The following is a 24,890-nucleotide window of genomic DNA, read 5'->3' on the forward strand; positions in this document are numbered from 1 at the left end:
TGACCAGAGTCGCAAGCGTGAGTTACTCTCGGCTACGAACCCCGAAACGGGTCCGGTAAACCCCCGCCCTGGACCACGAAACCTCCCACCGGGGTTTGGTAGAGGAGTCGGCAATGGGATCACGGCGTGAAGCGTACGAAGATCCGGCTATCCAGACATTTGCGGCAGAGGTCACGGCGTGGCGCTCGGAAGCGCAGCTGAGCAAGCAAGACTTGGCCGAGAAGCTCGGATACACGCCGCAATGGCTCGGCCAGATCGAAGCCGGCAAGAACATTCCTTCAGAGAAGTTCGCCGAGGACCTCGACACCTTTTTCAGGACGAACGGTCTATTCTCGCGCCTTTGGAAGCGCATCATCGACACACGTCACCGGACGATCCGGCCTCCCGGGTTCGACCAGTACCTCGAAATGGAAGCGGAGGCGGCTACCATTCGGGCGTTCGACGTTGCCATGGTCAATGGGCTGTTGCAGACAGAGAGTTACATTCGAACCGTGCTTGGACGTAACCAGAGACCGGACCTGGTGGATCAACTCGTGAAGGACCGTTTGAAGCGGCAAGAGTTGTTCACTGATGAGGACGCACCTCAAGCATGGTTCACGATCGACGAGTTCGCTTTGCGGCGTATGATCGGTGGCCCTACGGTGGTACGTGAGCAACTTCAGCACCTGCTCTCCATTAGCGAGTTGCCCAACGTGTGGATCGATATCGTCCCGCAGGATGCCGGGTACTACCCCGGGTTGGGCGGCAGCTTCATCATGCTCAGTTTTGCGGACTCGACCGATGTCGCCTACATCGAAGCCGGTGGGCAAGGGATGCTTCTCCAGGAGAAGAAATCCGTTGCGGAGTGTGCGGTGTTGTACAACTTGCTTCGAGGTGACGCGCTCCGAATCGATGAGTCCCGTCGTCTGATCGAAAGTTTGATGGAGGAACTCGGATGATGAACTTGCCGAACCCCACAGGTCTCCGGTGGCGTAAGGCGAGCCATAGCGACCACCACGGAGGAGCATGCGTCGAGGTGGCGAGCGCGGCACCTGCGGTCGGTGTGCGTGACTCGAAGGACCCGGACGGACCAATATTGATCTTCGCGGCGACCGAATGGCGAGCGTTCATGCGTCGCGTCAAGAATCGTGAGCACGACCTGATCTGACCTGGCATTGCGCGCACGAACAGGTTGGAACCGGCCACAGCGCGGCGCCCCGTACCGCGCTCCGTCTATGAGAGAATCCGTCCATGGTCGACCGTGATCAGCAAAGCTCCCCGTATCAGGCCATCGCCGAAGACCTTCAGTCGCAGATCAAGAGCGGAGACTTGTCTCCTGATTCGCCGTTGCCAAGCGCTCAGGAGCTGGCCCAGCGATGGGATTGCGAGTTGAGCGCGGCACGTCGAGCGCTCATCGCACTGAGGAACGTTGGCGCCATCTACTTCCTGGCAGGTCAGGGCGCCTTTGTTGCGAAGAACCCGCCCCTCGTCAGAACCCATTGGGACCGGTTCCAGCGTCCGCATGCCAAGCCCGCGTATCGACAGGAGTCAGACCGCGCGGGTATGGAACTCCATATGGAGCATTCCACGGAGCGCGCAGAGGCTCCCGCCGGCGTAGCGGAACGTCTCGGCATCGACGAGGGCGACCCTGTAACCGAGACCTCGTATGCGATCAGCATGGGCGGGAGCCCTGTCTCGTTCAGCGTGGCGTGGGAGCCTCTCGCGATCACGGGCGGCACGGAGATCGAGTCGCCCCACGAAGGGCCGTACGGCGGACAGGGAATCGTCCCGCGATTCGACGCGATCGGCTACGCGGTAGATGTGGAAGAAGAGGTTCTGCAAGTCCGCATGCCCGAACCGCACGAAGAGGCGCAACTCGACATTCCGGCGGGCGTCCCGGTGATCCAGATATGGCAAACGTTCTGGGCGGGAGACACGCCGGTCGAGGTCGCGAAGATCATTTATCGCGCTGATCGGTACGAGTTCCAATACCGGACGACGATCGCCTAGGAATCGTCGCGCTTCTGATCAGCCGACGGAAGTCCGTGGTCGTACTCTTTGCCACAGTTCCGGCAGGCTCGATACAGAACTTCCTCACCAAACGCGAGGTCGATCTTCGTCTTGACCTCGATGTCACTTGAGCCGCAACGCGGACATGGCTGAGCGTCGGTGTCCCCTGCGGTCATCACTCGCTCCCCAGGTTGAGGCGTGTGCTTTCGGCGGGCCACACCGTGACCGTGTAGTCGATCGGGCGTCCGCTCTGTTCCTGCGTGGTCTCTGTACGGACGAGCACACAAGCCGTGGGGCGGAGTCCGAGCATGGCCGATTCGGTGTCGGTTGGGTGACGTGCTGAAACGTGGCGCTGTGCCGCTCCCAACGACCTGCCGCCTGCGGAGGCAAGGGCATCTACCCATGAGCCGGTAATGGGTTCGGGTTCGGCAAGCGCGGTGCCCTGGGCGAAGTCGTGATCCAGGTAGCTGGCTCGAAGCTCTACCGGTGTCCCGTGCTCGTCAGTCGTGAGGCACCTACGGACCACTACGGGCGAGGTCGCGTCGTCGAGGTCCAGCGCAATGGCGACCTCGGCAGGCGCCGGTTCGGAGCGCACGTCGATTGTTGTCCGGTCTGTCTCGGATCCAGCGAATCCGTCTGACGCGATGGTCACGGATGGCCGGATGATCAAGCCTGCGGGACTGTCCCCCGTTGCATCTTCGGTCAGCTGGCGAGCGTCCTCGGCGGTGTGCTGAGCACGGGAACCGGCCGAGACGTGCCCACGCGTCCCCTCTGGGCGCGCGTAGCCGGCCGCGACCACCTCAGCGAGCGCCTTACGGGCCGTGGTGGTGCTGATGGCCATCTTCGCCGTGAGCTCCCGGACCGACGGGAGCAGAGCGCCGGACGGGTATCGGCCCGACTCGATCTCGCCTATCAGTTGGTCCCGAATCACCTCGTACAGATTCGGCTTGGAACCCCCCGCACGCGCGCCCGCTGGTAGCGATGTCGTGCCAGCCATGATCGATCGGTTCCTCTCACCTGCGTCGATGCTTGGTCCCCGTCACTCTAGCGCGCACGACTGTATGCGTCCAACTGTCCGCGCACATCATGACGCGCGAAGCTGTTGACGCGAAAGTGTGCGCTAACGTCTTGACGCGCACGACTGTGCGCGCACAGTATGAATGTGCTCGCGCTTCCCAAGAGCGCGACAGGACGAGAGGGGTGATCCACATGCCGTACGCGGACATGAACCAGCGACCGCGACTCATCGCCGGTCTTCGCGCCCTTGCCGCCTTCCTCGAAGCGCATCCCGAGGTGCCGGCGCCCCACAGCACGGAACTCATGGTCTTCGCCCAGGGCAGCAACCAGGCCCAGCGAACCGAGATCCACCGCATCGCGGCCCTCGTCGGGGCGGAGGTCTCCACCCCGGACCCGTACAGCCGCCACTACCGCGCCATGCGGGACTTCGGTCCCGTGACCTACAGCGCGATCGCGATCCCGAACGCCGTACACGCCCGCCACGAAGCCCTGATGACCTACGACGGCGCCGTCATCGCGGACGCCCCCGAGGAGATGTGACCGATGACTTCCGCGATCTTCATGCTCCTGCTCGCCGTGTTCCTGACCGGTGGTGCTCTCGGCGTCTTCCTGTTCCTGCTCGTCGGCATCCACACCGAAGAGCGCCACATGAGCCTCACCGGCACGGCCAGCTCCCGGACGACGGCCTCAACGCGCCGGTTCCTCGGCGTCACGGTCCGATGCCAGACCTCCCAGACGACCCGTCAGACCACCGGCCTCAAGAGGTGAATGTGCGAACCCCCAACGTCCCCGGACGTTCCTGCCCCTGCGGTGCCCGTACCGAGATCGGCAACCGGCGGTGCCTCAAGTGCCGGTCCCGCTCCCGCTGGCGTCGCCGCAAGTCCCGCCACGACGGAATCTGAAAGGACGGTCCCATGTCCGCGACCGATGCGCACCCGACCCTCGTACCGGAATCCGTCCCCGACGAGGACGATCCGGTACGGGACTGGTGGGTGATGATCGGTATGACGATCGCGGCCGTCTCGGCTGCGGTCGCCAGCTTCACCGGTCTGTACGGGCTGGCCACCGTTGCCGGCTGGCCCGTACGGCTGGCATGGCTCTTGCCGATCACCATCGACGCGCACGCCATGACCTCGGCGCGCGTGTGGCTGGCCAGCACGACCCGTTCGGCCGCCGCGCGCCGATTCGCCCGGACGAACGCTCTCGGCGCGATCGCGATGAGCATCACCGGAAATGCTGCGTACCACGCGATAGGGGCCGGACTGCTCGACCTCTCATGGCCGATCGTCGTCCTCGTCGGTGCCGTACCCGCTGCCGTCCTCGGACTCACCGCACACCTTCACGCCCTCCGCAGCCGGATCGACGCGCCGCCTCTTGCCGGGGACGGACCGAAGGGCGGCGGGGAGGACGCCCCCTCCCCTCATCCGAAGCGACGGGTACGGCGTCCCCCGCGCCGTACCGACGAGGAACTCATGGATGCGGCCCGGTTCGCCGATGCCCAGTACCGACAGATGCACGGTCGTCCCATCACCCGTGACGCGCTTCGGACGTCACTGAGGATCAGCACCCCCAAGGCGACCGAACTACGCCGGCAACTCAACGACCCGGACGGGTCCAAAGACACCGACCCCTCGTAACGGCGTGACCTGAGATCCCCGCTCGCAAGCAAGGAAAGGAGGTGATGCACGTATGAACGTTTCGATCCCGCTCGTCGCCATTCTCGGCGCGGTCGCGTACGTGGCGTGGCGCTACATGGGCTTGCGCGTCTGGCACGCGGTCATCTGCCTGTTGTTCGGGTTCTTCCTTGCCGCCACCAGCGCCGCACCGGAGATCCGCCACCTGGTGGCCGCGATCGTCGAGTGGCTCAGCACCGACCAGCACTGACGACACAACCGGACACTCCAACGCCCCCAACCGAAGGAGGGGATGCCTAGTGACCAACTCGCCGTACCACCCGAGGATTGACCTTCAGGAGGCCACCAACCGCAGCCGCACAGCACGCCGCATCATCGCCAACACATGGCCCGACGAGTCGCTTCCCGCCATCCTCCGCAGGAACCTCGACAACGCCCTCGACACCATCCCCGCACTGGCCGCAGAGATCGCGCGCCTTAGCGACGCGTTGCGCGACACCCGCATACACCGCGCCAACCTCGCAGCCGCCGCACGCGCCACCCTCAACGCACACCACGACGGGGAACCCGACCCGCTCTCGTACCTGCGCGACGAGCTACACGCCCAGGGATACGACACAGAGGGGCGCGCATGAGGAACCAGCAGATGAAGCGCCACGCGCGCCGCATGCGCCGCAACGGGCTACAGCCCATGGTGGTCATCGACTCCAACGGACCGGTGCCCGATCTCGCAGCCGTCATCATCGCCCGGGGACTCCGGCGCTACCGCTCCGAAATCGGGCCGATCGCGCTGGCCCTCGTCCTCGTCGCCGCGTCCCTGACCCTCCACCTGTCGCATCCCGGATGGTGGATCGGCATCCTCGTCACGGCCATGGTGTCCGCGTCGGCTCTTACCCTCGTAGGTGACCGCGTCGGCCTGGCACTCCGGATCGAGCGTCTGTACGCGGCAACCGTCGCGCTGAGCGCCGGAGGATGGCTGGCCGCAGCAACGGCGATCGGCGTGACCTACCGGCCGCTACCGCAAATCATCCTCGTCGGAACACCCGTCCTGTCCGTGCCGTGGTGGGTGCACCGACGCCGGCGCGCCCGCGTTCGCGTCGAGCGCACGCTTGCCGCGTGGCCAGAAATCTCCCAATCGGTCGGGCTGGCGGGCTCTCGCGTCATGTCCGCCGTGGTGGACGTATGGGGATGGCGTGCCCGCTTCGGCCTGGCACGCGGCCAGACGATCCAAGACGCGATCGGCAAGATTCCGGCGCTCGAATCCGCACTCGGGACGTTCAGAGGTGCCGTCCGTGTCTACCCGACCCGTGACGACAGGGCGAACCGCTTCGAGTTGCGGGTACTCAACATCGACCCGCACGCCAACGCCATTGCGTGGCCTGGACCGTCCGTCGCGACAATCACGGAACCGATCGACCTCGGCCCATTCGAGGATGCCGCACCCGCACGTGTCCTCCTTCTGCGTCGGCATGCCCTCATCGGAGGCATCGCGGGATCGGGCAAGAGCGGCGGCATCAACGTCCTCATGGGCAACCTGTCCGCCTGCGGAGACGTGGTCATCTGGGCCATCGACCTCAAGCGCGGCATGGAACTCCAGCCGTGGGCACCGTGCATCGATCGACTCGCCACCACACCGGAGCAAGCCCACGCACTTTTGCGCGATGCGGTGGCGATTCTTGAGGCACGTGCGGATCACCTCGCTTCGACTGGCCGGCGCGTTTGGGACCCGTCCCCACAAATGCCCGCGCTCGTGATCGTCATCGACGAGTACGCCGAACTTGCCGATGACGCACCGGAAGCGGCCACGTTCACCGACTCGATTGCTCGACGCGGACGAGCCGTCGCCGTGACTCTCATCGCTGCGACGCAACGCCCCACTCAGAAAGCCATGGGCAAGGGCGCGGTTCGCTCTCAGATGGACGTCCGCATGAGCTTCCGCGTCCGGGAGCGTAAGGACGTCGACCTCATCCTCGGACAGGGAATGCTCAGCGCCGGATGGCACGCTCACACCCTCAACGCCCCCGGCAAGTTCCTGCTGTCCGCCCCGGAACACGACATCCCTCGTCGCGCCCGCGCGTTCCTGCTCAGCGACCAGGCCGTGAGCGAAGCCGCGCAGAAGCACGCGGAAGGACGACCGACACTCGACGAGGTCTCTCGACAGGCACCCGAGGAGGCCACGACCCTCGTGAGCGCGGACGCGTCTGAGACCCCCCTCGACGAATCCGCATCCCTCGACGGATCGGAGTCCGGTGAGAGCCCAGAAGCGGCCCTCTGGTCCTTGGTGGTGACCGCGCCCGACGAGGGGATTCCGGTGCCCCTCCTTATCCAGGCGAGTGGCAAGAGCCGGAGGTGGGTCTACTACCAGCTCAACGGGCTCGCCAACTCGGGGCGCGCCGTTCAGGTCAGCCGGGGACGCTGGCGCGCGATCCACTCGAAGCGTGACGACGTTCCGTAGTCGTGCACGGGGGGTTGTGCACGTGCACTCCCACGCGCGTCTGCACGTAAGGGACGTGGATGCACATTGCACGTGCACGAACCAGCGACCGTCACTCGTAACACACGGTAGTCACGAGGGGAGGTGATCGCCCAACGAGCCAACCTCGACGAGGAAGACTCCACAACGTTCGCGTGCGCGGAAAACACCGAACCCCGATCGACGAGGAACTCATCATGCAAGCACTTCTGATCATCGCTCAGGAGTTGGCCGAGACCCGGCAGGGTCGGGCTCACGATGACGGCAACGGGAGCGCTCACGATCCCTGATAGCTGAACTCTGCAAAGGTGTTCCGATATCGGAACAGGCTGTGTAGCTTGGCTCCTGAGCCGCACAGCCTGTTCATGGAGGAGGTGGACCGGTGGCAGACACCGCGCCCGCGAAGGAATCGCTGGGCAGCTACCTCGACCAGCAACGGCGCCTTGCAGGGTGCGGATTGCGAGAGTTGGCGAGGATCACGGACACGTCCGTCTCCATGGTCAACCGCCTGTTGCACGACGAGATCAGCCGTCCGTCTCCGGTAACGCTGGCACTCATCGCGGAAGCGCTGAGCCTCTCCCTGGCCAGGCTCTTCACGCTCGCCGGTTACCCCTACCCCGACCTTGATGACATCCTCCGCACGGATCACGGCCTGTCCGACGAGGAGATCTCGGAACTGAAGAGTCGGCTCTCGGCAGGGGAGGTGAGGCGGTAATGCCCCCGCAGGATCATGAGCAGGCAGGACAGCGAAAGCGTGCCGTCCTCTATCTGCGCGTCTCCACACGAGGCCAGGTCGACACCGATTACGACCCTGAAGGGATCTCTCTTCCCGCTCAGCGTGAGGCCGGCACTCGGCGCGCGGCGGAACTCGTCGCTGACGTCATCGACGAGTACGTAGAGCCCGGACGTAGCGCGACCACGGTCGAAGGGCGACCGGCCTTCCAACGGATGATGGCCCGAATCAAAGCTGAGCGGGACGTCGATTATGTGATCGTCTACGCGCGCTCCCGCATGCACCGCAACGGGATCGATGCCGCGATTACCAAGCGCGATCTCCGGGAAGCCGGCGCCGTCCTCGTGTCGGTCATGGATTACACGGAAGACACAGCAGTCGGGAACCTCGTCGCTTCCGTGATCGATGCCGTCAACGAGTATCAGTCGCAGTCGTCCGGCGCTGACATCAGTTACAAGATGTCGCAGAAGGTGGCGCGCGGCGGTTCGGTGGGGCGTGCCCCCATCGGTTATCTGAACGTCCGAGAGAAGATCGATGGCCGGGAAGTCCGCACGGTCGTGATCGATTCCGTCCGCGGTCCCCTCGTCCGCATGGCCTTTGAGCTGTATGCCACCGGTACCTACGGCTTCCATGAACTCATCGAGGTCCTGACAGACGCCGGACTGAAGACACGACCTGAGAAGCGCAAGCCGGCCGGCGGCCCGATCTCGATAGCCAAACTCGGCGTGATGCTCCGATCCCGCTATTACCTCGGCTACGTCACGCACAAGGGACAGGAGTTCCTGGGACGTCACGAACCACTGGTCACGCAAGAACTCTTCGACCGCGTTCAAGAGGTCATGGACAGCCAGCGCGGCGGCGGTACGCGCGCCCGCGTCCATCACCACTACCTGAAGGGCACTCTGTGGTGCCCACGGTGCGGTCGGCGTCTCATGATCATGCGAGGTAAGGGCAAGCGCGGTGATCTGTACTTCTACTACATCTGCCGTGGACGGCAGAGGCACACCTGCGACCTTCCGTATCTGCCCGTACCGGCCGTTGAGACGGCCGTTGAGCAGTATTACGCGTCGATCGCCCTCCCCGCTGGTATGCGGGAGCGCAGCACGGCTGCCATGGATCTCGCCGTTGCGTCCGATTCTGAGGTCAACGAGGAGCGGCGCGACGCGATTAAGAAGCAGGTGGCCAAGCTCGATCACCAGGAAGACCAGTACCTCGACCTGGTGGGCGATCCCGAGTGGCCGAGAGACAAGATCGCTGAGCGTCTCCGCCGTGTGCGGGACGAGCGCGCACGACTGCAACGGCAACTTGAGCAAACCGAGCGGCCCGACCTCGACGCCGGACGAGCGGCTCTCGGCATGGTGCTAGAACTCCTCACACAGCCGGAAGAGCTGTACCGGCTGGCGAGTGAACGCGCTCGTCGCGTCCTGAATCAAGCGCTGTTCACGCGGCTCTACGTGGATGCAGACGAGGCCGGACCACGGGTCACGGGCGACGAGCCGACCGAACCGTTCGCGCCCGTCATCAACGCGCACAGGGGCACACAGCAGAACGGCGGCGGCCCCGCCCGTTCGGGCAGTGCCGCCGCCGTCTGCGACGAGTCATCGTCCTCGACGTTGCTCGCTACCGCGCTGGCCGGCGGGTGTTCGAGTAACGACGCTTGGGTGGAGGTGGCGGGAATCGAACCCGCGTCCTTCGGTGATGGGTCAGGGCTTCTCCGGGTGCAGCCTGCTTGGCGTTTTCTCAGTCCCGGCGCTCACGCAGGCGTGTCGCCGACGGGCTCAGTCGCTGTTTGTTGTCCCTACCGGTCCCGCGACCGGGCCGGTAGGTGGAGTCTCCTTACGATGCCAGACCCCGGGTCGGAGACGCTCCCGGGCTGACAGAGTTCACTCCTCGCTCAGGCGGCGAGGGCGAACTCGGACTGCTTCTTGTTGGCAGTTATTGGTTTGCTGTCACAGGATTTACGAGGTCACGACAGCAACCCTCGACCCGCTTCCCCTGGCTCGAACGACCGAAGTCGAAGCCGGTCACCCCCATGTTCAGTTGTCAAAACGGGCGTCCGGGGACGTCCGCACGATGACGTTACAAGGATAACGCGTGGGTAGGCAACGTGATTCCCTCCGAGCACGCGTGAACCCCGGTGGGCATGAGCGGTGTCACGCCCACCGGGGTCGACCGGCAGGGTCGGGCCGGTCCGGACGGCAGAGCCTCCCCCGAGACGAGGCTCTGGTCTCATCACGGCGACTGAGTCCGCAACCCCCCAGCGGTGTCTCAGTCACCCGTAAAGACGCCGGGGAGGCGCCGGATGGTTGCGTCCCGTCCGTAAAGAGCTCACAAAACCGGGGACGGCCTATCCGCCCAGGAACTTCGCGGCGATCTGGGGGGTGTTCACGGGGCCCTCGACGGCGATGGCGAAGGCGCGGTCGCCGCTGGAGCCGACGAACCAGGAGACGGTCTTGCCCTCCGCGTAGGTGGCGAGGGCGGCGACGCCGACGACGTCGCCGGAGACGCGGGCGCCGCGGGCGTTGCCGCGGGACGCGGTGCGGCTGAGGACCTTCTTGAGGTTCGAGATGGACTCGGGCTGAAGGTTCTGGGGCGGCGGTGCCTGGACGGTCTTGTTGATGTCCTTGAGGACGTACGGGGGCTTCCAGGTGCCGTTCTGCGCGGCGGCGGCGACGAGGGCCATGGCGAGGGGGCTGACCTGGACGCCGCCCTCGCCGACCATGGCGGCGGCCTTGTCGCCGTCGTTGGCGGGGGCCGGCACCGAGCCGGTGAACGCGGGTACGACCAGGCCCCAGTTCTTGCCGATGCCGAGCTGTCCCGCCTCGCGGACGAGGGACTGCCCGTCCAGCTTGCTGCTCAACTGCGCGAGGGTCGTCTTGCAGGACGCGGCGAAGGCGTTGGCGAAGCTGCCGTCGGCGCGCCCCTTGTTGGTGAACGTCTTCCCGCCGACGGTCACGCTGCCGGGGCAGGCGGTCTTGTCGGACTGCTTCATGCCGGCCTGGGAGAACAGGGCCTCAGCCGACACGATCCCGAACGTCAGGCCGGGCGGGTAGTGGCCTTCGAAGGCGAGGTTCCGGCCGCCCGTCCCGTGGTTGGCGACGGCCAGCACCTCACCGGTGCTCGGACGCACGGCCACCAGGGACGCCGGCTGCTGCAGGCCCTGCAGTGCGCTGTCGGCCCGCCGCTGGTAGGACGGGTCGAGGGTCGTCTGGACCTCCTGCGGGTCCAGGCCCGGCCAGGAGCGGAGCTCCTCGGTGTTCTTGCCCGACTCGTCCTGCGCCACGACCCGGACGGTGGGGGTCCCGGCGAGCCGGCGCTGCTGCAGCAGCTGGATGCCGCTGACGCCGATCGTGTCGCCCGGCTGGTAGGGGGCGCCGACCTGCTGGAGCCGGTCGGCGGTGGCGGGCCCGAGGTTGCCGATCAGCTCGGGCGCGTACGCGGGCGCGATCGGCGCCCTGGCGCCCTGGAACCGCAGCCCGGGGACGTGGGTGAGCCGCTGGATCAGCGCGTTGTGCGTGGGGACCTGGAGCGTCAGCAGCGGCAGGAACGTCTGCGGCGGGGCGGACCGGACGCGGCCGAGCAGCCGTTCGGAGTCCAGCCGGCGGCCACCGTCGATCTTGGTCTGCTTGGCGAGCAGGTCCAGGGTCTTCTGCGGGTCGGCGAGCTGACCGGGGAACACGCCGACGTTGTAGACGCCGGTCTCGCGCAGCATGGAACGGCCCTGCGTGTCGGTGATCGACGCGCGCTTCGGCACCTCGGTCACCACGGCGAGGCGCTGCCCCGGCTTCAGCTTCGTGTTGACGATGGACGGGCTCCAGACGACCTTCCACTTGCCGCCGACGCGGCGCAGGTGCATCAGGCCGGGGTACTCCCAGGGCTGCCCGTTCTCCCCCAGGTCGATCTTCACGGTGAAGCGCGCGTCGGCCTCGTCGCCCTTCTTGACGATCTGGTCGACGCCGGAGCCCTCGACCTCGGTGCCGAGGGACAGCCGCAGGGACGCGGCGTCGAGCTGCTGCCGGACGCGGCCGAGCGCGTCCTCGACCTGCTTGCGGTCCGTGCCGACGGTCCGCCCGGCCGCGGCCTCGTAGTTGCCGACCTGCCAGGCGATGAGGAAGTCACGGACGGCGGGCATCGCCGACGGCTCCGCCCAGCACCCGGTCGTCATGGTCCCGACAAGGGCGCCGCATGCCGTCAGAGCGACCGCCCGGCGCCGTGCGCGCGAAAGGCGCGGCCTCCGGGCCCAGGCACCGGCCCGCCTCCGGCCTCGGTTCGTCATCGACACCCTTCACCGTCTCCTGAACCGGGCCGCCGCCGCCTTCTGCATCTCCCGGTCGGCTTCCCGCTTGGCGATGGCCTGGCGCTTGTCGTAGGTCTTCTTACCACGGGCCAGGCCGATCTCGACCTTGGCCTTCCCGTCCTTGAAGTACAGGGAGAGCGGGATCAGCGTCCAGCCGGGCTCCTCCGACTTGGCGATGATCTTCTGGATCTCGCGCCGGTGCAACAGCAGCTTGCGCCGCCGCCGGGGCGCGTGGTTCGTCCAGGTGCCCTGCGTGTACTCGGGGATGTGGACGTTCTCCAGCCAGACCTCGCCGTCCCGCACGTGCGCGAAACCGTCGGCGAGGGAGGCGCGGCCGGCGCGCAGCGCCTTGACCTCGGTGCCCATCAGCACCATGCCCGCCTCCCACGTGTCGTCGATGTGGTAGTCGTAACGGGCCCGTTTGTTCTGGGCGATGAGCTTGCGCCCGGTGTCCTTCTTCCCGGTGTCCCGTGCCACGTCCTCAGTCCTTGTCCGGCGTCGTCGTCCTGGTCCGGCAGTGTCGTTCCTGGTCCGGCATCGTCTCTAGTCCGGCATCGTCCCTAGCCCGGCATGGTCGCGTGCAGGCCGCGCAGCACCGTCCGGGCGCGCCGCTCGGCCACCTTGGGGGGACGGCCGGCCGAGACCGCCACGTCCGGTTCGATCCCGACCCCGTCGAGGTTACGGCCGCCCGGGGTGCGGTATCGACCGACGGTCAGCTCGATGACCGACCCGTCGGCGAGCCTGAGGGGTTCCTGCACCGAACCCTTCCCGTACGTACGCGATCCTACGATCACCGCGCGGTCGCGGTCGCGCAGGGATCCCGCGACGATCTCCGCGGCGCTGGCGGTGCCGGCGTCGACCAGCACGACCAGCGGGGTCTTCGCGTCGCCCGGCTCGGTGACGGACCGCCGCTGGACGGGCCTGCCGCGCGGCTCGTACGTCACGACCGGGCCGCCGGACAGGAACGCCGACGCCGTCTCGACCGCCTCGTCCACCAGCCCGCCCGGGTTGCCGCGCAGGTCCAGCAGGACACCGCCCTTGGGACGGTCCGACGGCCGGCCCCCGGTCACGGCCGCGCGGACCTCCCGTCCCGTCCCGCGGGTGAACGCGCCGATCCGGATGATCCGCGCGCGCTCGGGGAGATCGGTCACGGTGACGTCTCCTCCAGAGACCGGCGTGCGGACAAGGTGGAACCGCATGGTTCGACGGTCGCGGTCCACGGTTAGTTCGACGGCCTCGTCCGGACGTCCTCGCAGCGCCTGGGCGACCCGGGAGATGTCCCAGCCGGTCACGGACGCGTTCCCCACGCCGGTGATGACGTCCCCCGGCAGCACGCCGACGCGCGCCGCCGGGGTGCCGGGCTGGACGCTCGCGACCAGCACGCGGGAGTCGCCGTCCTCGTTCCCCAACCAGAGGCCCACGCCGCTGTAGCGGCCGGTCAGGCGTCCCTCGACGTCGTCGTATTCGCGAGCCGAGTAGTAGTGCGCCCACTTGTCGCCGAGACCGCGCAGCATGCCCTCGATGGCGGCACGGTCGAGCTCGTCGCGCCCGGCCGGCCTGGCGGCACGGCCGCCGATCTTCGTCGCCGCCTCGTCCAGGACGGAGCCGCCGCCGGCGACCGCGGCGTGCCGCTCCGAGCCCGAGCCGCTGACGACCCCGATCCCGTACGCGCAGACGATCGCCGCCGCGACGGCGGCACCGCGCAGCACACCACCCGGCCGCCTTGTCAGCGGCGACACGGGCTCGGTGACGGCACGGAGGGGGGCATGGGGCAAGTGTAGGGCGGCCGGAGGGGCCGGACCCGGCAGTTGTGCCGGATCCGGTCAGGGGTCAGATTCTCAGATATCTGCGCAGCGTGAGGAACGAAGACACGGCACAGAGGAGCACACCGAAACATATCGACACGATGATGACGAGGATCACCACGCTCCAGCCGAGCTGACTGACGAGCTGGACGTCCCCCGCCAATCTGTCGACCAGGAGTTTCTTGCTGAACACCAGCAGGACGGACGCGAACAACCCGCCGATCAGGCCGGCTATGGCGCCCTCCAGGATGAACGGCATTTGGATATAGGTGTTGGACGCGCCGACCAGCCGCATGATGCCGGTCTCCCGGCGCCGGTTGAACGCCGACAGCCGGACGGTGTTGCCGACCAGCATCACCGCCGCGACCACCTGGATCAGCGCGATCGTCAGCGCGGCGACCTGCAGGCCGTTCAGGATCCGGAAGAACCGCTTCAGGATCTCCTGCTCGTTGATCACCGAGTCGACGCCCGGCTGGTTGAGCATCGCCTGGGCGACCGCCTTGTACTCCTCCGGGTTCTTCAGCTTCACCCGGAACGAGTCGGGGATGTCGCCCTCACGGGTGCTTTCCACGAAGCCCGGCGAGCCGGAGAAGCGGTCCTTGAACCGGGTGTACGCCTGCTGCTTGTTCTCGTACTGGACGTTCGAGACCTGCGGCATCTTTTCCAGCTGCGCCTTGAGCGTCTGCCGCTGCTGGTCGGTGACGTCCTGCTTCTGGCAGACGGGGTTCGAGCTCGTCTTGGCGCACAGGAAGATCGAGACTTCGATCTTGTCGTACCAGTAGCTCTTGGACGCGGTGACCTGCTGCCGCAGGAGCAGCCCGGTGCCGAAGAGCGCCATGGCGATGGCGACGGTGATGACGAGGGAGATCGTCATCGTCATGTTCCTGCGGAGACCGATCCAGATCTCCTGGAGAACGAACTGTACGCGCATGCCTCGCTGTCCTTGATCGCCTAGGTTTCGCCGGGAGCCCGGGGCGGCCGCACGGTGCGGCGCGGGCGGCTCCCGCCTCCCGGACGTCCTCTGGTTTCGTACGACCCGGCGGGAGTGGATGGTTCAGATGTCAGTACGCCTGGCCGTACACGCCGCGCGACTGGTCGCGGACGACCCGGCCGTCCTCCAGCTCGACGACGCGCTTGCGGAACGCGTCGACGATGGCGGCGTCGTGGGTGGCCATGACGACGGTGGTGCCGGTCCGGTTGATCCGGTCCAGCACCTTCATGATGCCGATCGAGGTTGCGGGGTCGATGTTGCCCGTCGGCTCGTCCGCCAGCAGGATCATCGGCCGGTTGACGAACGCCCGCGCGATCGCGACGCGCTGCTGCTCGCCGCCGGACAGCTCGTCCGGCATCCGGTGGGCCTTGCCCTCCAGGCCGACGAGGTCGATGACCTCGGGGACGACCTTGCCGATGAACCGCCGCGGCTTGCCGATCACCTCGAGGGCGAACGCGACGTTCTCGAAGACGTTCTTGTTGGGCAGGAGGCGGAAGTCCTGGAAGACGCAGCCGATCCGGCGGCGCAGGTGCGGCACCTTCCAGTTGCTCAGCCTGCTCAGGTCCTTGCCCGCCACGTGCACGTGACCCTGGGAAGGACGCTCCTCCTTCAGGACGAGGCGCAGGAAGGTCGACTTACCGGAGCCGGACGGACCGACCAGGAACAGGAACTCGCCCTTCTCGATGGCGACGTTCACATGCTGCAGGGCGGGCCGGTTCTGGCTCGGGTAGACCTTGGTGACGTTGTCGAAGTGGATCACGGCTGCATCACGGCGGTTCGCTGTAGGGGTTGGGGAGCGGGCCGGCCCGCGGCCACGGACGCTTCCGTGGCCTCTTGCCTGCGCCGCCCGGCTTCGCGGCCAGGTGGGACGCGGAGCCTTCGAGCAGTGTAGAGGGGAGAGGCGACCACCTCGTCCCACTCGGCGCGGTACGGGCGCCCGGGGCGGACGGTGCGCCCGATCTGTGTGTGACGTCCGATCAGTGCCATGTGAACCGTCTCCCGACGTCCGGCCGTTTCATACCTTCAAGCTCCCGGACTTGCCGGAACGACCATACAGTCCGGCTACGCTGGATGATGGCGAAAGATACCTAATAGCCGGACGAACGACCAGACAGGCCGACGCTTCCCGCACGGACCGCGTGCCGTTGTCGGAGATTGGGGCCCACGACATGAGCTGCGAACATCTGATCTGCGCCCGGTGCTCGAACCCGGTGGTGGAGGGGCGCTGCCCCACCTGCCGGGAGGCCCGGTCAGAGCTGCACCGCCACGGCTCGTCCGTGCCGCCCGCCCTCGTCCTGGCGGTCCTCGTCGCGCTGCTGTTCGCGGCGCTCGTCCTGCAGCGCGTCTACGGCTGAGCCGTACGGCCGCTCCCCCGCCCTACGGCTGCTTCTTCACCGGCGGGGTGGCCGCCTTGGTCACCGCGCCGTCGTCGGCGATCATGTGCGCCTTCGGCTGCGTCGCGTTCTTCTTGGCCTTCGGCGGGTCGTACGCGGCGAAGTGAAGGGTGGCCGTGGTGTCGACCTCGTTGCCCTCGACGGTCCCGTCGAGCAGATGCTCCGCCTCTTGAGGGATCTCCGGCTTCGGTGTGTCCGGGTCCTTGGCGACCAGTGAGGTGTTACGGAACAGCGAGTAGATGACCAGTCCGCCTCCGTGTTCGGTCCGCAACCCGAAGTAGGGGAATGGCGTCGCGGTGTAAACGACCTGGAGCGTGAGGTCCTTCTTCTTGGCCTTCTTCCTGTCGCGCTTGGCGTCCTGGTAGAAGCCGGTGGTGACGGCGCTGGACTTCATCACCTTCGCGGCGACGCTGCGGGGCCCCTCCGCGGCGATCGTCGCCTGGATCCCGCCGACGTCGCGGGGACGGATCAGCATCGACGGGTCGTCCGTGCTCAGCGCCGTGGCATAGCCGTCGGCGTCGATCGCGACCTTCGGCTCCTTGGCCTTCTCCTGGAGGAGGGTGGCGAGCGTGAGCTTCCAGTGGTCGGACGGCCCGCGCAAGATGAAGCCCATCAGCGTCCTGCGCTTGCTCTTGTCCTTCCCCAGGACCGAACGGTCGACCGACACCACGAACCACTGCGGATAGGCGGCGTCCTTCAGCTTCGGCACGTACAGCTTTGGCTTGCCGTAGACGAAACGCTGCACAGGGTCACCGTCGTAAGCGGCCTTGCGGAACTCCGCCGCGGTGAGCTGGGACTGGCCGTCGGACGTCCACGTCAGCGCGAGCCGCTCGTCGCCGGCGGACCTGGCCACGTCCTCGTCGGTGACATAGGCACGGAACGCGCTCTCCGCGACCTGCGGGGTCAGCGGCACCGGCGCCGGCGGGGACGTCTCGGGCACGCCGGCGGTCGGCCGCGCCTCCGTCCTGCCCTCGGCGCAGCCCGCGGCGGCGAGCAGGGTGAGCAGCACCCCGGCCGCGACCACCCGCAGGAAGCTGTGCAAAGACCCGTCCCCTGGACCGAATGACCACGCCGGCCTCTCTAGGCCGGCCTCCTCGGCCCGTGATTCTGCCACTGCATGATATTGGCCGGACGACCGGGCGCCTGCCATAACGCGATAAGCAGTGCCGGGACGGCGATAAGCTCGGACCGTGGCAGGCATCGAACCCGAAGAGCAGCTCAAGGAGCTCGGCTCGACCCTCGCCGGCATCGAACAGGTGCTGGACCTCGACAGCATGCGGCGTGACATCGCCGAGCTGCGCGAGCAGTCGGCCGACCCCGAACTGTGGAACGACCAGGAGCGCGCCCAGACGGTCACGCGCCGCCTGTCGTACCTGGAGAGCGAGCTGGGCCGGGTCGAGGGCCTGCGGCAGCGCCTCGACGACACCGCCACGCTGTACGAGCTCGCCCAGGAGATGGACGACGCCGACACGCGTACGGAGGCCGACGGCGAGCTGGCGGCGCTGCACAAGGCGGTCCAGCAGCTCGAGGTGCGCACGCTCATGGCGGGCGAGTACGACGCCCGCGAGGCACTGGTCACCATCAACGCGCAGGCCGGCGGGGTGGACGCGGCCGACTGGGCCGAGCGGCTCCAGCGGATGTACCTGCGCTGGGCCGAGCGGCACGGCTACTCGACGGAGATCTACGACACGTCCTACGCCGAAGAGGCCGGGATCAAGTCGACCACGTTCACCGTGAAGGCCCCCTACGCCTACGGGACGCTGCGCGGCGAGCACGGCACGCACCGACTGGTCCGGATCTCCCCGTTCGACAACCAGGGCCGGCGGCAGACGTCGTTCGCCGGCCTGGACGTCGTCCCGGTGGTCGAGCAGAGCGATCACGTCGACATCGACGAGAGCGATCTGCGCGTGGACGTGTACCGGTCGTCGGGGCCGGGCGGGCAGGGCGTCAACACCACTGACTCCGCGGTGCGGATCACGCACCTCCCGAGCGGGATCGTCGTGTCCTGCCAGAACGAGCGCAGCCAGTTGCAGAACAAGGCCACGGCGATGAACGTCCTGCAGGCCAAGCTGCTGGAGCGCAAGCGGCAGGAGGAGGCGGCGAAGCTCTCCGAGCTGCGCGGTGAGGGCACCACGAGCTGGGGCACGCAGATCCGCAACTACGTCCTGCACCCGTTCCAGCTGGTCAAGGACCTGCGCACCGGCATCGAGGTCGGCAACCCCACCGCGGTCCTGGACGGCGACATCGACGAGTTCATCGAGGCCGAGATCCGCTGGCTGCGCCAGCAGGAGAGCGCCTGACCCCATGACGCCCCCGGGCGGCCCCCGAGCTTTTTCCTGCCTACTTTCGTGTTCATAGAGTGACTGTGCGGTCACTCTGCGAGGATGCCGGGTGGTCCGGATCACCGTCGCCATTCGGGGGGCCTCATGACCGTACGCACTCTTGTTCCGATCCTCATTCCCGGCCTGCTCGCCGGCGCCCTGAGCGCCGGCTGCTCCGGTCACGCCACGTCCGCCGCCGCGGGGAGGGCGCCGGGGGCGCCCGCGCTCACCAAGGCGCAGGCGCAGCAGGTGCTCACGTCCTTCGCCACCGGGGCGAACCGGGCGGGACGCAGGTTCAGCGGGAAGGCGCTGCGCTCGGTGGAGACCGAGCCGCAGCTGTCCATGGACGTCGCCGCGCTCAGGCTCCGGCGGGCCGTCCGGCAGCGCCCGCCGAAGCTGGCGTTCACGAACACGACCTTCTACATCCCGCGGCTGACCGGCTACCCGCACTGGTTCGCGGCCGACACCGTCAGCGGCAAGGGCAAGGCGGCGCAGCGGCACGCGCTGCTGTTCACGCAGGCCGGGCAGGGGGCGCCCTGGTTACTGGCCTCCGACCCGTACCCGTCCGAGAACGCGCTCGGCCGGGTGGCGCTCGACCCGACCGGGTTCGCCACGCCCGTCGGCCCCAACGTGAAGGGGCTCGCCGTCGCGCCCGCAAGGCTGCCGCAGGCGCACGCGTCGCTGCTCACAGACGGGCCCCGCGCGTCCGGCGCGTCCCTGCTGGCGGACGGGGCGAAGACCACGGAGACCTACAAGGCGCTGAAGCAGGGCGAGCAGACCCTGGCCGGGCGGGGCGTCACCCTGTCGTCGCGCTTCTCACCCGCGGCGTACAAGGTCTACGCGCTGCGCACCAAGGACCGCGGCGCGCTCGTCTGGTACGTCCTCAAGCAGACCGAGGCGTACTCGGCGACCCGCCAGGGCAGGCTGACCGTGAGCGGCGACCTCGTCGGGCTGGCCCCGGCCAAGGTCGCCAGGACGCGCATGGACACGACCGTCCTCGTGCAGTACCTCGCCACCGTTCCGCCCAAGGGCCGCGCCACGATCAGCGGCATGTACCGCAAGGCCGTCACCGCCCACGGCTCCTGATCTCCGCCGGATGCCGGGCCGCCCCGCTCTTCTGACCGCTGCGGCAGGGCCACCCCGGCATCCGGTGGTGTTTCAACCCCAGCCACGCTCACGGGTCGGGTGGCCGGAGGGCGCTCTGCGCCCGGAGGCCGCACGGCCCGCCGGGCGGGAGGCCGTTTCACGAGACGCGCCAGCGGATCGGGAAACGGTCTTCCGCCCGTAACGGGGGTTCCAGGGGGTCGCCCCCTGGGAGTTAGAGCGAGCTTGCGGTGACCAGGGTGCGGATTGCGCCCAGGGCCACGGAGAGGGTGGCCAGGTCGAAGCTGTCGCTCTCCCAGATTTCGCTGAGCGTCTGCTGGGCGCGCTGGACGGCCGGCTTGTTCTTCTCCGCCCAGCGGATCAGGCGCTCCTCGGGGTCCCCGCCCGGCTCGCTGGTGACGAGGACGTCGCGGGTGAGGGCCGCGTGCGCCGCGTACAGGTCGTCGCGGAGCGCGGAGCGGGCCATCGAACGCCATTTGTCGTCCCGGGGCAGTGCGATGATGCGCTCGCGGAGCCGGGACAACTGGAGGCGGTCCGCGAGGTCGAAGTAGACCTCGGCGACCTCCTCCACCGGGCGTCCCGTGTCGTGCGCGATGCCGACCAGGTCGAAGGTGGAGTAGGCGGTGACGAACGTCGCGCACTGCTCGGCCAGTTCGTCGGGGACGCCCCGCTCGGCGAAGCCGTCCCGGCGCTGCTCGAACGCGGCGAGGTCCAGGCCGACCAGGAGCTTCGACAGGTGCGCGCTCAGCGTGGCCGCGCCGCCGCTGAAGAAGTCGATCGTCTCCTGGATGTCGAACGGGGGCCGCCGGTTGTGGAGCAGCCAGCGGGCGCCGCGCTCGGTCAGCTTGCGCGCCTCAAGCAGCATCGCGACCTGCGTTGACTCCTCGACCTGGTGCGACAGGCTCTCCACCGAGCCCCAGAAGCGCGGCATCTGGAACACGTCGCGGGCGACGAGGTAGGCGCGGGCGATGTCGGACGACGACGCGCCCGTCTCCTCGTTCATCCGGAACACGAACGTGGAGCCGCTCACGTTGACCAGGTCGTTCACCACGGCGGTCGTGATGATCTCGCGGCGCAGCGGGTGCCGGTCCATGTACGCGCGGAACCGCGCGCGCAGCGGCGTCGGGAAGTACTCGACCAGCCACGACTCCAGGTAGGGGTCGGCGGCGAGGTCGGAGGCGACGAGCTCGGCGTCCAGCGTGAGCTTGGCGTAGGCGAGCAGGACGGAGAACTCGGGGCTGGTCAGCCCCAGCCCGGACTGCCGCCGCTCGGCGAGCGCCTTGTCGTCCGGCAGGGCCTCCAGGCGCCGCTTCAGCCGGCCGTCGCGCTCCAGCTTGCGCATGTACCGGGCGTGGACGTGCAGCATCGCGGACGCCTGCGCGCGGGACGCGGCGAGCACCACGTTCTGCGCGTAGTTGTCGCGCAGGACGAGCCGCCCGACCTCCTCGGTCATGTCGTAGAGCAGGCCGTCGCGCTGCTTGCCGGTCAGCTCGCCGTCCCGCACCACCTGGTCGAGCAGGATCTTGATGTTGACCTCGTGGTCGGAGGTGTCGACGCCGGCGGAGTTGTCGATGAAGTCGGTGTTGATCAGCCCGCCGCCGCGGGCGAACTCGATGCGGCCGAGCTGGGTCACGCCGAGGTTGCCGCCCTCGCCGACGGCCTTGCAGCGCAGTTCGGCGCCGTCCACCCGGACGAGGTCGTTGGCCTTGTCGCCGACGTCGGCGTTGTTCTCGATGGACGACTTGACGTAGGTGCCGATGCCGCCGTTCCACAGCAGGTCGACGGGCGCCTTGAGGATGCTCCGCATCAGCTCGAACGGAGTGAGGGCCTTCACCCCATCCGGGATCCCGAGCACCGCCCGGATCTGCGGGGTGACCTTGATGGACTTGACGGTGCGGGGGAACACGCCGCCGCCCTTGGAGATCAGCGAGGTGTCGTAGTCGCCCCAGCTGCTGCGCGGCAGCTCGAACAGGCGGCGGCGCTCGGCGAACGAGGATGCGGCGTCCGGGTCCGGGTCGACGAAGATGTGCCGGTGGTCGAACGCGGCGATGAGCCGCGTGTGCTCCGACAGGAGCATCCCGTTGCCGAACACGTCGCCGGACATGTCGCCGATGCCGACGGCGGTGAAGTCCTCGTTCTGGATGTCCTTGCCGAGCGCGCGGAAGTGGTACTTGACCGATTCCCAGGCGCCGCGGGCGGTGATGCCCATGCCCTTGTGGTCGTAGCCGACGGAGCCGCCGGACGCGAACGCGTCGCCGAGCCAGTACCCGTAGTCGGCGGCGACGCCGTTGGCGATGTCGGAGAACGTCGCGGTGCCCTTGTCGGCGGCGACGACCAGGTAGGTGTCGTCGCCGTCGTGGCGGACGACGTTCGGCGGCGGGACGACCTTGCCGTCCACGAGGTTGTCGGTGAGGTCGAGCAGGCCGGAGATGAAGTCCTTGTAGCAGGCGATGCCGGCCTGCTGCCAGGCCTCGCGGTCCACGGCCGGGTCGGGCAGCTGCTTGCCGACGAATCCGCCCTTCGCGCCCGCCGGGACGATGACGGTGTTCTTCACCGCCTGCGCCTTGGCCAGGCCGAGGATCTCGGTGCGGAAGTCCTCGCGGCGGTCGGACCAGCGCAGCCCGCCGCGCGCGACCGTCCCGAACCGCAGGTGGACGCCCTCGACCCTCGGCGAGTACACGAAGACCTCGTACATGGGCCGCGGCAGCGGCAGGTCGGGGATGCCCTCCGGGTCGAACTTCATCGCCAGGTACGGCTTGCCCTGGTAGTGGTTCGTGCGCAGGGTCGCCTGGACGAGCGCCAGGTAGGCGCGCAGGATGCGGTCCTCGTCGAGGCTCGCGACCTCGTCCAGCTTGCCCTGGATCTCCTCGGTGATGCCGAGGCTGCGCTCCTCCTCGCCGCCCTGCAGGGACGGGTCGAGGCGGCTCTCCCAGAGCCGGACGATCAGCCGGGTGATCGAGGCGTTGCGCAGCAGCACCTGCTCGACGTACCGCTTGGAGAAGGTGGTGCCGGTCTGCCGCAGGTACAGGGCGTAGGCGCGCATGATCATCGCTTCGCGCCAGGTCAGCCCGACGTGCAGGACCATTGCGTTGAAGCCGTCGTTCTCGATCTCGCCGCGCCACAGCGCGGTGAACGCGTCCTGGAAGAGGTCCTTGATGGCCTCTTCGGGGACCTTCGCGGGCGGCAGGTACCGCAGCCCCAGGTCGTAGATCCAGAACCGGCGGCCGTCGGAGGTGATGATCTCGTAGGGCCGCTCGTCGATGACCTCGACGCCCATGTTCTGCAGCAGTGGCAGCACCCGGGACAGCGAGATCGGCTCGCCCAGCCGGTAGATCTTCAGCCGCCGCTCGCCGGGCTCGGCGCTGTACGGCTCGTAGAGGTTGATCGAGGTGTCGACGTCCTCGGTGAGCTCGTCGAGGCGGCGCAGGTCGGCCACCGCGGTGCGGGCCGGGAAGTCGGCCTTGTACCCCTCGGGGAACGCCTCGCCGAACGTGCGGCCGAGGGTTCCGGAACGTTCCTCGCCGCACTGCTCGACGATCGCGTCGCCGAGGTCGTCCTCCCAGGAGCGGGTGGCGTTCGCGAGCCGCTCCTCCAGTTCCGAGACGTCGATGTCCGGCAGCGGGCGGCCGCGCTCGCCGCGGACGACGACGTGCAGCCGGGCCAGGATCGACTCGGTCACGTTCGCGCTGTAGTCGACGCTGACGCCTTCGAAGGCCGTCTTCAGCAGGTCCTGGATGCGCAGCCGGACCTTGGTGGTGTAGCGGTCGCGCGGCAGGTAGACCATGCAGGACATGAAGCGCCCGTACAGGTCCTTGCGGAGGAACAGCTTCAGCTGGCGGCGCTCGCGCAGCCGGAGCACACCGAGGGAGATCTTCAGCAGGTCGTCCACCGAGATCTGGAACATCTCGTCGCGCGGGTAGCTCTCCAGGATCTCGATGAGGTCCTGGCCGTCGTAGCTGTCGGGGGTGAACCCGGCGCGCTCCAGCACCTCGTCCACCTTGGGCTTCAGGACGGGGACGTGCGCGATCGACTCGCTGTAGGCGACGTGCGTGAACAGGCCGAGGAACCGGCGCTCCCCGGTCACCTCGCCGTTCTCGTCGAACTTCTTCACCCCGATGTAGTCCAGGTACAGGGGGCGGTGGACGGTGGAGCGCGAGTTCGCCTTGGTCAGCACGAGCAGGCGCTTCTCCGTCGCCTTCTCCCGGACCTCGGGCGGCAGCGCGGCGAAGCTGTCGGACTCGCGCTTGTCGCCGCGCAGCATGCCGAAACCGGTGCCCGGTTCGGGACGCAGCGCCGCCCCGTCGCCGGTGAGCGTGTAGTCGCGGTAGCCGAGGAAGGTGAAGTGCCCGTCGGCCAGCCAGTCGAGCAGCTCGACGCCTTCGGCGAGCTCCTTCTCCGGCAGTGGCGGGGGCGACTCCTGGATCCCGGTCGCGATCTCGTGGGCGCGGGCGCGCATCTTCGGCTCGTCCTCGACGGCGACCCGGACGTCCTGCAGGACGCGGACCAGGTCCTTCTCCAGCTCGTCCAGGACGGTCCGGTCGCTGGTGCGGTCCACCTCGATGTGCATCCACGACTCGTCGACGTCCTCGTCGCTGTCGAGCTTGCCGCGGAACGCCTTCAGATGGCCCGCGACGTCGCGGTCCACACCCAGCAGCGGGTGGACGATCAGGTGCGTGGCGAGCTGGTGCCGGGTCAGCTCCATCGTCACCGAGTCGACCAGGAACGGCATGTCGTCCGTCACGACCTGGACGACGGTGTGCCCCGGGTCCCAGCCGTACTCCTCCAGGGTCGGCGTGAACACGCGCACCTTCGCGCGCCCCTGCGGCCGCTCCTCGCCGAGCGCCCGGTGCGCCATCGCGGGGCCGCAGATGTCGGCCGGGTCCCTTTCCAGCAGGTCCTCGTGCGCGACGTGGTGGTAGTAGAGGCGGAGGTAGGCGAACGCCTCCTCCACGTCCCCGCCACGCGCCCCCGGGCGCTGCGCGCACGTCTCAGCCGCCCGCCGGAGCAGGTCGTCCTTCGCTTGATCGAGCATGCCGCCCATCAACAACTCCCCTTGAGACCCTTCGCCACCTCGTTGTGGCGCCGCTCACTGCACGAGCGTAGCCAGGAATCGCCCCAAAGCCGACCTGCTC

21 protein-coding genes, 1 other RNA gene and 1 pseudogene are annotated in these 24,890 nt (G+C 68.0%); 14 read left to right on the top strand and 9 right to left on the bottom strand.

The genetic code is table 11. The annotated features are described in order from the left end of the window. Nucleotides 1-113: 113 nt before the first annotated feature. From ACQPXG_RS40165 to ACQPXG_RS40175, 3 genes are all read left to right on the top strand, one after another. Entirely contained in the window at nucleotides 114-938 is an 825-nt protein-coding gene (locus ACQPXG_RS40165) for a helix-turn-helix domain-containing protein (RefSeq protein WP_433464383.1), read from the top strand. After that, complete coding sequence (locus ACQPXG_RS40170; protein WP_433470130.1) at nucleotides 938-1,147, top strand: DUF397 domain-containing protein; 210 nt, start codon at nucleotides 938-940, stop codon at nucleotides 1,145-1,147. Before ACQPXG_RS40165 ends, ACQPXG_RS40170 begins: the two co-directional genes overlap by 1 nt. Nucleotides 1,148-1,230: 83 nt before the next feature. Then, nucleotides 1,231-1,989, top strand: coding sequence for a GntR family transcriptional regulator (locus ACQPXG_RS40175; protein WP_433464384.1), 759 nt, complete (start codon nucleotides 1,231-1,233; stop codon nucleotides 1,987-1,989). Between the two features lie 175 nt (nucleotides 1,990-2,164). Here ACQPXG_RS40175 and ACQPXG_RS40180 read toward each other — a convergent pair whose 3' ends face one another. Then, nucleotides 2,165-2,986: a GntR family transcriptional regulator gene (locus tag ACQPXG_RS40180; RefSeq protein WP_433464385.1), complete on the bottom strand. Its 822-nt coding sequence runs from the start codon at nucleotides 2,984-2,986 to the stop codon at nucleotides 2,165-2,167. A 212-nt stretch (nucleotides 2,987-3,198) separates the two neighbouring features. On the opposite strand from ACQPXG_RS40180, the gene ACQPXG_RS40185 reads away from it, so the two are divergent. From ACQPXG_RS40185 to ACQPXG_RS40220, 8 genes and pseudogenes are all read left to right on the top strand, one after another. Then, nucleotides 3,199-3,546: a hypothetical protein gene (locus ACQPXG_RS40185; RefSeq protein ID WP_433464386.1), complete on the top strand. Its 348-nt coding sequence runs from the start codon at nucleotides 3,199-3,201 to the stop codon at nucleotides 3,544-3,546. 3 nt (nucleotides 3,547-3,549) lie between these two features. Then, nucleotides 3,550-3,774 (top strand): hypothetical protein, encoded by a 225-nt coding sequence (locus tag ACQPXG_RS40190; RefSeq protein WP_433464387.1) that lies wholly within the window; start codon nucleotides 3,550-3,552, stop codon nucleotides 3,772-3,774. Nucleotides 3,775-3,920: 146 nt separating this feature from the next. Continuing rightward, nucleotides 3,921-4,643: a DUF2637 domain-containing protein gene (locus ACQPXG_RS40195; protein ID WP_433464388.1), complete on the top strand. Its 723-nt coding sequence runs from the start codon at nucleotides 3,921-3,923 to the stop codon at nucleotides 4,641-4,643. Nucleotides 4,644-4,695: 52 nt separating this feature from the next. Further along, on the top strand, nucleotides 4,696-4,890 hold the full coding sequence (locus ACQPXG_RS40200) for a hypothetical protein (RefSeq protein ID WP_433464389.1): 195 nt from the start codon (nucleotides 4,696-4,698) through the stop codon (nucleotides 4,888-4,890). A 49-nt stretch (nucleotides 4,891-4,939) separates the two neighbouring features. Next, a complete protein-coding gene (locus ACQPXG_RS40205) occupies nucleotides 4,940-5,275 on the top strand; it encodes a hypothetical protein (protein WP_433464390.1) in 336 nt (111 codons plus the stop codon). Beyond that, entirely contained in the window at nucleotides 5,272-7,095 is a 1,824-nt protein-coding gene (locus tag ACQPXG_RS40210; protein ID WP_433464391.1) for an FtsK/SpoIIIE domain-containing protein, read from the top strand. The genes ACQPXG_RS40205 and ACQPXG_RS40210 overlap by 4 nt, the downstream gene beginning before the upstream one ends. Nucleotides 7,096-7,495: 400 nt before the next feature. Then, entirely contained in the window at nucleotides 7,496-7,828 is a 333-nt protein-coding gene (locus ACQPXG_RS40215; protein ID WP_433464392.1) for a helix-turn-helix domain-containing protein, read from the top strand. Further along, nucleotides 7,828-8,847: pseudogene (locus tag ACQPXG_RS40220) on the top strand (recombinase family protein); the annotation flags it as partial. The gene ACQPXG_RS40215 and the pseudogene ACQPXG_RS40220, both read left to right, overlap by 1 nt. Before the next feature lie 658 nt (nucleotides 8,848-9,505). Here ACQPXG_RS40220 and ssrA read toward each other — a convergent pair. From ssrA to ftsE, 6 genes are all read right to left on the bottom strand, one after another. Beyond that, nucleotides 9,506-9,878, bottom strand: a transfer-messenger RNA (tmRNA) gene (ssrA, locus tag ACQPXG_RS40225). Nucleotides 9,879-10,193: 315 nt separating this feature from the next. After that, on the bottom strand, nucleotides 10,194-12,011 hold the full coding sequence (locus ACQPXG_RS40230; protein ID WP_433464393.1) for a penicillin-binding transpeptidase domain-containing protein: 1,818 nt from the start codon (nucleotides 12,009-12,011) through the stop codon (nucleotides 10,194-10,196). Between the two features lie 120 nt (nucleotides 12,012-12,131). Then, nucleotides 12,132-12,620 (bottom strand): SsrA-binding protein SmpB, encoded by a 489-nt coding sequence (smpB, locus tag ACQPXG_RS40235; protein WP_433464394.1) that lies wholly within the window; start codon nucleotides 12,618-12,620, stop codon nucleotides 12,132-12,134. 83 nt (nucleotides 12,621-12,703) lie between these two features. After that, nucleotides 12,704-13,852 (bottom strand): S41 family peptidase, encoded by a 1,149-nt coding sequence (locus ACQPXG_RS40240; protein ID WP_433464395.1) that lies wholly within the window; start codon nucleotides 13,850-13,852, stop codon nucleotides 12,704-12,706. Between the two features lie 121 nt (nucleotides 13,853-13,973). Further along, nucleotides 13,974-14,879 (bottom strand): permease-like cell division protein FtsX, encoded by a 906-nt coding sequence (gene ftsX / locus ACQPXG_RS40245; RefSeq protein WP_433464396.1) that lies wholly within the window; start codon nucleotides 14,877-14,879, stop codon nucleotides 13,974-13,976. 130 nt (nucleotides 14,880-15,009) lie between these two features. After that, on the bottom strand, nucleotides 15,010-15,699 hold the full coding sequence (ftsE, locus tag ACQPXG_RS40250; protein ID WP_067453578.1) for a cell division ATP-binding protein FtsE: 690 nt from the start codon (nucleotides 15,697-15,699) through the stop codon (nucleotides 15,010-15,012). A gap of 409 nt (nucleotides 15,700-16,108) precedes the next feature. Here ftsE and ACQPXG_RS40255 point away from each other — a divergent pair, with 409 nt between their 5' ends. Next, the gene (locus ACQPXG_RS40255) at nucleotides 16,109-16,294 is read left to right on the top strand and encodes a hypothetical protein (protein WP_433464397.1); all 186 of its coding nucleotides are present in this window, start codon (nucleotides 16,109-16,111) and stop codon (nucleotides 16,292-16,294) included. 22 nt (nucleotides 16,295-16,316) lie between these two features. Here the strand turns inward: ACQPXG_RS40255 and ACQPXG_RS40260 are convergent, their stop codons facing one another. Next, nucleotides 16,317-17,375 carry a hypothetical protein gene (locus ACQPXG_RS40260; RefSeq protein ID WP_433464398.1) on the bottom strand — a complete coding sequence of 353 codons (1,059 nt, stop codon included), beginning with the start codon at nucleotides 17,373-17,375 and terminating at the stop codon, nucleotides 16,317-16,319. Between the two features lie 148 nt (nucleotides 17,376-17,523). On the opposite strand from ACQPXG_RS40260, the gene prfB reads away from it, so the two are divergent. Then, nucleotides 17,524-18,633, top strand: a complete 1,110-nt coding sequence (prfB, locus tag ACQPXG_RS40265; protein ID WP_433464399.1) for a peptide chain release factor 2 — start codon at nucleotides 17,524-17,526, stop codon at nucleotides 18,631-18,633. A 126-nt stretch (nucleotides 18,634-18,759) separates the two neighbouring features. Continuing rightward, a complete protein-coding gene (locus tag ACQPXG_RS40270) occupies nucleotides 18,760-19,740 on the top strand; it encodes a hypothetical protein (protein WP_433464400.1) in 981 nt (326 codons plus the stop codon). 232 nt (nucleotides 19,741-19,972) lie between these two features. Here the strand turns inward: ACQPXG_RS40270 and ACQPXG_RS40275 are convergent, their stop codons facing one another. Next, nucleotides 19,973-24,799 carry an NAD-glutamate dehydrogenase gene (locus ACQPXG_RS40275; protein WP_433464401.1) on the bottom strand — a complete coding sequence of 1,609 codons (4,827 nt, stop codon included), beginning with the start codon at nucleotides 24,797-24,799 and terminating at the stop codon, nucleotides 19,973-19,975. Nucleotides 24,800-24,890 lie beyond the last annotated feature (91 nt).

Origin of the sequence: Spirillospora sp. CA-128828 (genome assembly GCF_050945415.1) — a bacterium.
Lineage (GTDB): Bacteria > Actinomycetota > Actinomycetes > Streptosporangiales > Streptosporangiaceae > Spirillospora.